Source organism: Novosphingobium sp. HNCC26DJ243 (genome assembly GCF_057180545.1).
Map to the genome: position 1 here is coordinate 428,237 of NZ_JBXUGN010000003.1, position 9,093 is coordinate 437,329.

The following is a 9,093-nucleotide window of genomic DNA, read 5'->3' on the forward strand; positions in this document are numbered from 1 at the left end:
AAGGCCGCCTCTCGCCTGGACGGCGGAGGCGGCCTTCGGTTCGGACGGCGTCAGGTCGCGGAGCTACCTCCCCAGGTCGGTTCCGCGCCTTTCGAGTCCGTTAATCAGAAACCCTTGGGCAGATCGATAAGCACGATGCCAAGTCCCATCCCGACATCGACGACGTCGGCCGAGCCGACCTGTGCGGCGATGGTACGTCCGTCAGGACTGACAACGGGATTGCCATATTTCCAACGACCATGGTCCATGATCCGGGTGATGCGCGTGTAACGCGGCGCCGCGGTCTTCAGATCAAGGACGCAAAGGTCCATTCCTGCAGAACGATCGCCGCTGCACTCGACAAGGGTACGTTTGCCGTCCGGAAAGATACCTTCGATCTCGCCGTAGAGTTCAGGAGGGGTCGGAAACTTCGAGACGATCTTGCTTTTGAGGTCGATGGCTATCACCTCGGTCCGGGTCCCGCCCTTGAACTCCTTGCCGAAATAATAGCACGGCATGGTCACGCCATTGTCGCCGGGCAGAAAGTCCTGGGCCTCGGTCTTGCAATCGGTGAACGTTGCGACTTCCCGGATATTATCGAGACGAGTGCGCGGTCCATCAACCACGACGTCGGCCGTCTTGAGCACAGTTCCCTTGGCTCCCGCCATCGTCGAGCCTGCGGGGCTCAATTCGGTCCACGCGATCCGGTTGGCCTCCCGGCTTGTGGCCACGCCCTCGAACAATTTTGTGCGCAAGGGTACTGCAGGCCCGTTTCCATTGCGATCGAGCCAAAACATCTCGATGCGCTTTTCACGAGTTTCTGCCATAGTTGCGGCAGGGTCGTGAGGACCGAGCAGCAGAAAGCTGCCATCCTTGAGATAATGAACCCTAAGAAAGCCACGATGCGGCATATGCGCAGTCAGATTGCGCATAGCTCCGGACTTCATGTCATATTCGAAGGCATCGCCGTAAGAATGCCCGATGAAGGCAATCTTCGTGCCGTCAGGCGAGAATACTGGCCTTTCGCCAAAAGGAGATATCAGGCGCTGACCAGCGGGCATGTCGTAGGTTGGATCGCCAGCAACCTTGCCCAGCGCCATGTCACCGGTCAGCGGCGCCCCGGAAAAGTCCAGTTGCTGTGCAAGGGCGAACGGTGCCAAGCAGAACTGGATGGCAGCGACAGATAGAAGAATTTGGCTTTTCATGTGAATGCAACCACTTCGTAAGGTCCAACTGCCGGAACTGTAAGTTCAATGATTCTTCCCGATTGCGTGTAGGAAACAGAACCTCCTGCCTTTAACAGTTCCACTTTGGTCACGCTGGTGCCTTCGGGGACAACCAGTCTTACCTTCTGCGGCCCAAGATTGACCGGACGACGCATATGCCCGCGAAAAGCGTTTGGACCATTGTAGTTGAGCAGGTGGAGCGCGAAGCCTGGCCTGGTCTTCCAGGCGATCACTTCGATCAGACCGTCACCTTCGACGCTTACCGGCACCTTGTCGCCCAGCAGCCAGCGCACAGTATTGCCCAACAGGCGACCGAGATCAGGATTATCAAGTCGCCAGAATGTGGCATCGACATCGCCGGCAAGATAAGCGAGGCGCGCATTTCCCACCGTTCGCGTAACGGCTGCCGGATGGTTGCTGGCGACCGAACGCTGATAGACCGACTCTGGCGGATAAATCGGATAGGGTTCGATCACAGTCAAAGGTGCGCCCGCAACGGGCTTGATCGGCTGTATCCTCGTCGGGCCAGCGATCCATTCGGTATCGTCGAAACCCTCGGTCAGCGGCCCACGCTCGCGGATCTTTTCAAGCGAAACCGGCGTGAAGATATTGAAAACCGTCTTGGGATCCGCAGCAACTTCACCGGCCTTTTCGATGCCAAACAACGTGCCGGTCGCAAAATCAGCGCGGGCTTTGCCATTTTCGTCGAAGAGGCCGGTCTGGTAAGTCGCCAGCAGTGCTCCACCCCTCCCTGCAAAAGCACGCAAGGCTTGCGCCTGGGCATCGCTCATCATGGCAAAGTTTGGCAGGATTAGCAGATCATACGGCGCCAGCCGCGCTGCTGTAAGTTCGTTTTCGTGGACGAAATCAAAAGGGATCCGCGCCTCGACAAGAGCAGCATACATCCCTTGCAGGTAATCGGTCGCCTTGCCCTTCTTCTCGTGCTGGTGGCTCATGGTATTGGTCGGCAGCACGATGGCCACATTCGCAAGTGATCGCTCGTTGTAGAAGTGAGCATCGTTTGCAGCGTGCCATTGCAGGAATTCACGGCCTTGCCTCTGCCACCGGCGATCGTCCTTGAAGCCTTGCTCAAGTCCGAGCTGGTGATACCAGACGATGCCTCCGGCCGCAGTGGTTTGCGACATGCGCGAAACAGGTTCGTAAGTCGTGTCCGAAGCCTGCCTCCACATGGTCGATCCCGATCGGGTATAACCGGCCGTTACTGCCGCGACCGGACGACCGCCCATCATCGCATGCGCGTACTTGACCTGCTGCGCATTCTGCCAGACAGGCTCATCCACTGCGGATCGAGCCTGGTTATCAGATGTATACCAATTGGCCTGGCGCGTAAGCTTCCACTGATCCAGTCCGTACTCTTCCATGCCCCCGGCAACATTGCAGCTATAGAACGCATCGGGTTTGCGGGCAGTCACGATGGAACGATAGAGGTCCGTCAGCTTGGCAGCGCCGTCCATGACGGCAGTCTTGTAAGCGGCCGACTTGGGATCGCCTATCTTGCGGCAGGTATCGCAATAGCATTCCTGCATCATGGGCCAGCCGTTCATGTAAACGCCGTCCACGTCGTATCTCGCAGTCAGTTCCCTCAGGATTGCGGGCTGCTGCTCGGTAAATTGGCCAGTAAACTGGCAAGTGAACGCGATGTCGGGTGCCGGAGACTGCAACTGCCCGTTTACGTCCCTGCGGAACCATTCTGGATGTGCGGCAAGAAGGGCCGGATCGGTGAACTGGATATCGGGGCTCATCCGCCCAAAGACGCGAATGCCTCGCTTCTTGGCGGCAGCAAGGCATTCGCCAAAAAGGTCGCGCCCCTTCAAGTAGTCGCTGACGTGGAAGAAGGGCACCTTCGTGGGGTAGAAGGCAACCGGACCGGACACCGACAAAGCAACTGCCTCCACCTTGGCCGATGCCCAATAATCAGCCCATGCCTCGACGTCGCCAAACTCGGGATCTTTCTCATTGAAGTTGGTCTGCCCGATCCGCTTGATCCGGGTGTACCAAGGGGATGATCCTCGGCCAGGCTTCGCAGCGCCAAATGCGAGTGTCGGAATGCCGCCAGCCATGGCGCCTGCACCGCTGGCCAAACCCCATGCTGCGAATTGTCGCCTGGTCGTCTGCATCAGTCCATCATCCCGCTTCCAGATTTATCGTGGCAATTACCTTGCCCGTAAATCCAACGGGTTACACCCTCGTCTCGTCTCATGATGCGGGAAGCCTTGTGCCGCCAGCCAACGCAGCATTCAGAGGTAGGGCGTGGCCCAGCTCAATCCGGACGAGGTTTCCGCCACCGGCTTGTATTCGCACCCGATGAAACCGTTGTATCCCAGGGCGTCGATACGCTCGAACAGCCACGGAAAGTTGATCTCGCCAGTACCTGGCTCGCCCCGCCCCGGATTGTCTGCAAGCTGGATGTGCCCGATCGACGGAAGCAACCGCTCGATCGTGCGCGCAAGATCACCCTCCATGATCTGCATGTGATAGATGTCGTACTGAAGACGAACATTGGGACGCCCCGATCGTGCAATCACGTCCATGGCTGCGGCAGAAGTGTCGTAGTGATACCCGGGAATATCGACACGCGTGTTGATCGGTTCCAGCAACACTTCGATGCCGTTGGACAACAGCAGGTCAGCAGCAAACTGGACGTTTGAGACAAGCGCAGCATTGCAGGCAGAGGGGTCCATACCACCGGTCTTGCCCGCCATGAGGTGCAAGCGGGTACATCCCAGCGTCAGGGCATAGTCGAGGGCCTTGCGAACACCTTCACGAAACTCCGCTTCGCGCCCCGGTAATGCGCCAAGTCCGCGCTCTCCTGCGGCCCAATCACCTGCAGGCATGTTGAACAAGGCAAGCGTAAGACTGTTGTCTCGCAACGCGCCTGCGACAGTCCCGGCATCCTCCTCGTAAGGGAACATGAATTCGACTGCCTTAAACCCTGCCCGTGCTGCCGCAGCAAACCGGTCAAGAAACGGCATATCCGTGAACATCATCGAGAGGTTGGCGGCAAGTTTGACCATGTGCAGAAAAATCCTTGATTGTGCCCGCAGCGCTTCAGGCAAGGTCGATGGCAACGACTTCGTGATAGGTGATCGATGGCACAGTCACATTCAGACGCGCGCCATCGCGTCGCCACTGGCCCGCATTGCCATTTTCAAGAAGCGTGACCCGAGCTGGATCCCGTGCTTCGGGTAGCTCTACCGAAACTTCGTATGGCCCTGTGGTCAGCGCTTCACGATAGGCACCACCCATGGCCATTGCATTGTTGTAGTTGACCAAATGCGCCGCCAGCGAACTTTGCTGCCGCCAGATCGCCATATCGACGAGGCCAGGGCCCGTTACGGTCATGGGTTGGACTTCGTCGGCAGCCCAGTTCACCATGGCGCGCAGGATATCCAGATGGCCGCCATGACGAATCTCGGCAAATGTGCGATCGATGTCCATGGGCAGGTAGACAACACGGCCCTTCCCAACTTCGTGGCAGAAGGCCATCGGGATGTCAGTCAGGGCCTTGCTGGTGAAGACCCGCTCCATGGGAAGGTCCTGGTAGCTCGGCACTAGCGTCAACGGGGGCGCCGGCATTGCCGAAGTGGGCGTTACCATGACGCGCTTTACCGCGCCGATCACTCTGGGCGTGTCCTCGAGTCCGGCGAGCGCCGGATGCGGGTGACGCAGGGTAAGGTATGAATTCTGGACGCGATCTTCGATCTTGCCGTCGAACCGGCAGCCAAACAGGTCTGCAAGTCCGAAATCGGTCCGCTGCTTGCCCTGGTCGTCGTAAAGCGAGGTCGCGTGGGTCGCCACGATCCGGCCACCACCATTAACGAAGGCGCGCAGCGCCGCACACTGCGCGTCGGACAGCATCGCGACGTTTGGCAGCACTATCACCCTGAATCGCGCGAGATGATCTGCATCGACCATCGAGACATCCAGTTCATCGAACGGCACGCGCGATTCAAGCAGAGCTTCATAGAAACCAAATCGATGCTGCTCGATATCATGACGCCCCTTGTTTCCGCCGAGCAGCGCGGGCCCGCGAGTGTCGAGGATCATGCCTATGCGCGCAAGATTGGTGGTATTGCGCAGATAACGTTCGTTCTGATGATGCCACCGGTAGATGCTGGAAACGACTGGCATCCATCGCTTGTCGAACGGCTTGGCATTGAACTTCGTGATCCATGGGCGCGACCCTTGCGCAATCGCCGACGCTGCCCAGATGCGAATTTCAGGCTCCTCCTGAACTGAATCCTTCCAGCGATATTCTTCTTCCACGCCAACACTGATGATATTGCTGACCGGCTTGTCGCCCATGTAGGCACGCAGTTCCTTTGTGAACCGGCCGCTATTCCAGACCTGTTCGCCGGTGGTGTAGAGTCCCTTGTCAGTAGAGCGTGCCTGCCGGTCGCAGAACACCATGGGGTATCGGGAGCCGATATCGCGCCCTTGTTGCTCCAAGGTGCCACGTCGCTCAGTGCCGGAAACAAAAAATGCGAAAGGCCGGATCTTGCGAATTGATGCGTTCCACGCATCGTTGAGTTCCAGTCCACGCTTATTGACCCAGCTCCAGTAATCCCGCGCCGCCGGTTCAATAGGATCGAGGTTGACCGGAATTTGCTGCCCTCCGGCCTCGCGATAGAGCTTTCGACAGCCTTCGCAGTAGCAGACCCCGAGCGTATTGACCCGATTGCCGAAAAAGCCGTCAACGGGATAATTGGTCGCGATCTCTCGCAAGACTTCGGGCATGAACTTGAAATTGTAGTCCGTATAGGGGCAAGTCAGATAGAGATCTGGCGCGGTCCAATGACGGCGCGCCTTGCCGTCTGCCGAGCAGGCAGCCCATTCCGGGTGCGCATTGAAAGCCTCGGTTGTCATTGCGTGTGAATCGACCCGCGCAAGCACGCGCATTCCGGCGGCCTTGCAGGCACGCGCCATCTCACCGAAAGGGTCCTGCTGGCCGAGACCTCGCGCTGTTCCATGCCACGGGACCTTGGTCGGATAGAACGCGATGCCACCGCCTGCGCTAAGACAGACTCCGTCTGCATGGATCTCGCGCAGGTAGTCCATCCAGAACTTCGGAGAGAAGCGGCCAGGGTCGTCTTCTGTGAAGGCCAACTGAAACCACCGCATAGGGCCTTCCTGCCATCCCTTCTGCGGTTCGGCGGAGATCGCCTTTGCGATGCTGGCCGGCATGACGCCGAAATTGGCCATGCCTGCCACACCCGCACTTCCCGCCCCACGGAGCATGGTCCGCCGGTCGATAACCATGCCTGCCTTTTGCATGCCAGCCCTCTGTTCTTGTCCAAGGTTCCGCTGCGTTGCCCACCCGCCCGCACGGCGCCGGGCACCGCCGACCCCGACATGGCTAGCCCAGACCGGCCGGTCGCGCAGCAATGGGTACGAGAGAATTCCGCATCGTGGGATCCTGCTGCGTAACCGTCAGCGACGGACGACAACTGCTTTCATTCGACAAATGCGACTGGCAGATTGGTCGCAAGGCACGCTTCTCGTAGTTCGGCGAGGGCACGGCGGCGGCAGCATCTTGCGCCACAAGGGGACTACCCGGACGTCGGAATTAGGGTCACGGAGAGCTGGATGAGCATGAAGATCACGCGTCGCGAACTCGGAGCAATGGGCTTGGTGGCAGCCATCCTGCCTACGCCTCTCATGGCTGCGAAGGCGTCGCGAACTGCAATCCGGCCTGACGCATGGCATCAGCGCGTGAAGCGCATCATGCAGATTAATTTCACCGAACGTGATCCTGAACGCTTCGACGTCGAGGCGTGGGCGGATTATCTGGCAAGCGTGAAGGCCGAGTGCACGTTCCTCAGCATCACCAACAACGTCGCGTTCTATCCAAGCGCTGTCCCCGATCTGCCCATCAGTAGATGGTTGAAGGGGCGGGACATCTTCGGGGAATGCGTTGCAGCGGCGCGCAAGCGTGGAATCAAGGTCGTAGGACGCCTCAGCCCCGACATCGCGCGCCGTGAAGTGGCTGAAGCCCACCCAGATTGGTTTCGTCGCGACAAGGCGGGAATGATTGGCTTTCCCCCTACGGGATGGTTTCGCGGCGGCAGCGAGAATCCGTCAGGATCTGCCGAATACGCGCCGACATGCCAGTTCACCGGCTATTTCTCCGAGTTTTTGCCAAAGCTAATCGACGAAGTGATGACGCGGTATGGCATCGACGGCATTTACACCAACGGCTGGCCAGGCTCTCACGTACCCAAGTGCTATTGCGAGGCGTGCAAGCGGATTGCCGACCCGGATACCGAAGAATACCGCGTCGCCTACCAGAAGCGTACAGGCGAACTCTGGCAACTGTTCACTGATCGTACCGCCCGTAAACACCCTGAAGCAATCTTTTCCGGCAATCTTGGCAGCGCGATGCAAGGAGGCGATCTCGATCAGAAGGCGTTGATGGAGAAGGCGATCTGGATGTTTGCCGACAACCAGGGCCGAACAGATGACTTCCTCCCCAGTTGGGATGCAAGCCAGCAGACACGGCTGTCTGCCGCCATCATTGGAAATCGTCCCGCGGTCAATTCGACGGCTGCCTATGAGTTCGCAGGCAAGGCCGTTTGGCGTACGGTGACAGGCAACGCAGTCGAAGTTCGATCGCGTCTCTATCAGACACTGGCCGCCGGCGGTTCGATTCACCTTCATTGGCTTGGTTACGACCAGGGCTTCAACGAGGATCGTCGCTGGCAGCCCGTCGGGCGCGAGGTGCTGCGCTGGCAGGCGGAAAACGATGCGCATTTTCATAACTCTGCGTCGCTTGCCACCATCGGGCTGCTTGTGTCGCCACGCAGCAACCACGTTTACAAGGCTCCGCGCGGCACCACGACGATGGAATCCTTCCACGGCATGTATCGCGCGCTAAATGAAGCGCGAATTCCGTTCGACCTGCTGATTGACAGCACACTCACTGCGTCTTCGCTGTCGCGATACAAAGTTTTGGTCCTTCCGAATGTCGCTGCCATGAGCGACGCGACGGCGGCACTGATCAAGGCGTTCGTGATGCAGGGCGGGTCGCTTTTGACCACATTTGAAACCGGCCTCTACGACGAGAATGGCAAGCCCCGTCCGGATTTTGCGCTTGGCAGCGTCAGCGGAGTGGCAAAAGTTGGCGAGCGCCACGGATTTGGCGCCGAACCGGAAGGCAACCAGCCGCGACATCCGGGTGCAAATTCGATGCAGCGGCTGGAAGGAGCGCATCCGGTTACCGAAGGGTTTCGCGACACGACATGGATTCAGGGTTCCGCTTGGCGCGTTCCGGTCAAGGCGACCGGAAAGGTGTTGGCGACCGACATCCCACAGCATGCAATGTATCCGGTCGAGGCCGTCTATGGCGCGATAATGAAGACCGAAGCTCCCACGATCGTAGCCACTGACCAAGGCACCTCACGAACCGTTCACCTGGCAGGAGACATCGATGCCGGATATTGGCGTAACAGTGCGGCTGATCTTGGTGACCTGATCATGCAGGCGCTGCGCTGGCTTCATCGCGATGAACTGCCGGTAACCGCCGAGGGCCCCGGGCTGATTGAAATGACTGCATGGCAGACTGAGCCGGGATATGCCATTCACCTTGTAAATCATTCGAACCCGGATTTCCGTGGCGGGCCCATGCGCGCCACCACGATGCTCGGGGAACAGAAGATACGGCTTAAGTTGCCTGCGGGCCGGACAGTGGGAAAAGCTCGTTTGCTGATGGCAGGCAAAGACGTGACGTTTACCCAGAATGGCGGGCTCGTCGACCTCGTCGTGCCTTCGCTGAACGAATATGAGGTTGTTGCGCTGACGATCTGAGTGGTCGAGTATCGCCGCGCGAATATGGTCGCCAATCAGGTGAGTCGGGATGTCAGAACAGGGT

The 9,093-nt window shown here is 58.8% G+C and carries 5 protein-coding genes; 1 reads left to right on the forward strand and 4 read right to left on the reverse strand.

The features are described 5' to 3' along the window. Positions 1–104 precede the first annotated feature (104 nt). From AC2A04_RS12530 to AC2A04_RS12545, 4 genes are all read right to left on the reverse strand, one after another. Complete coding sequence (locus AC2A04_RS12530; protein WP_484212667.1) at positions 105–1,184, reverse strand: TolB-like translocation protein; 1,080 nt, start codon at positions 1,182–1,184, stop codon at positions 105–107. Next, a complete protein-coding gene (locus tag AC2A04_RS12535; protein ID WP_484212668.1) occupies positions 1,181–3,343 on the reverse strand; it encodes an alpha-amylase family protein in 2,163 nt (720 codons plus the stop codon). Before AC2A04_RS12535 ends, AC2A04_RS12530 begins: the two co-directional genes overlap by 4 nt. Positions 3,344–3,463: 120 nt before the next feature. Then, positions 3,464–4,240, reverse strand: a complete 777-nt coding sequence (gene otnI / locus AC2A04_RS12540; RefSeq protein WP_484212669.1) for a 2-oxo-tetronate isomerase — start codon at positions 4,238–4,240, stop codon at positions 3,464–3,466. A gap of 34 nt (positions 4,241–4,274) precedes the next feature. Beyond that, complete coding sequence (locus tag AC2A04_RS12545) at positions 4,275–6,500, reverse strand: ThuA domain-containing protein (RefSeq protein ID WP_484212670.1); 2,226 nt, start codon at positions 6,498–6,500, stop codon at positions 4,275–4,277. Between the two features lie 312 nt (positions 6,501–6,812). Between AC2A04_RS12545 and AC2A04_RS12550 the strand changes: the two genes are divergently transcribed. Then, positions 6,813–9,029, forward strand: a complete 2,217-nt coding sequence (locus tag AC2A04_RS12550; protein ID WP_484212671.1) for an alpha-amylase family protein — start codon at positions 6,813–6,815, stop codon at positions 9,027–9,029. Positions 9,030–9,093 lie beyond the last annotated feature (64 nt).

What these genes read in the sequence shown, in the direction of transcription:
- AC2A04_RS12535 (WP_484212668.1), bottom strand. Translation starts at nt 3,343, where the DNA reads ATGCAGACGACCAGGCGACAATTCGCAGCATGGGGTTTGGCCAGCGGT.
- otnI (WP_484212669.1), bottom strand. Translation starts at nt 4,240, where the DNA reads ATGGTCAAACTTGCCGCCAACCTCTCGATGATGTTCACGGATATGCCG.
- AC2A04_RS12550 (WP_484212671.1), top strand. Translation starts at nt 6,813, where the DNA reads ATGAGCATGAAGATCACGCGTCGCGAACTCGGAGCAATGGGCTTGGTG.
- AC2A04_RS12545 (WP_484212670.1), bottom strand. Translation starts at nt 6,500, where the DNA reads ATGCAAAAGGCAGGCATGGTTATCGACCGGCGGACCATGCTCCGTGGG.
- AC2A04_RS12530 (WP_484212667.1), bottom strand. Translation starts at nt 1,184, where the DNA reads ATGAAAAGCCAAATTCTTCTATCTGTCGCTGCCATCCAGTTCTGCTTG.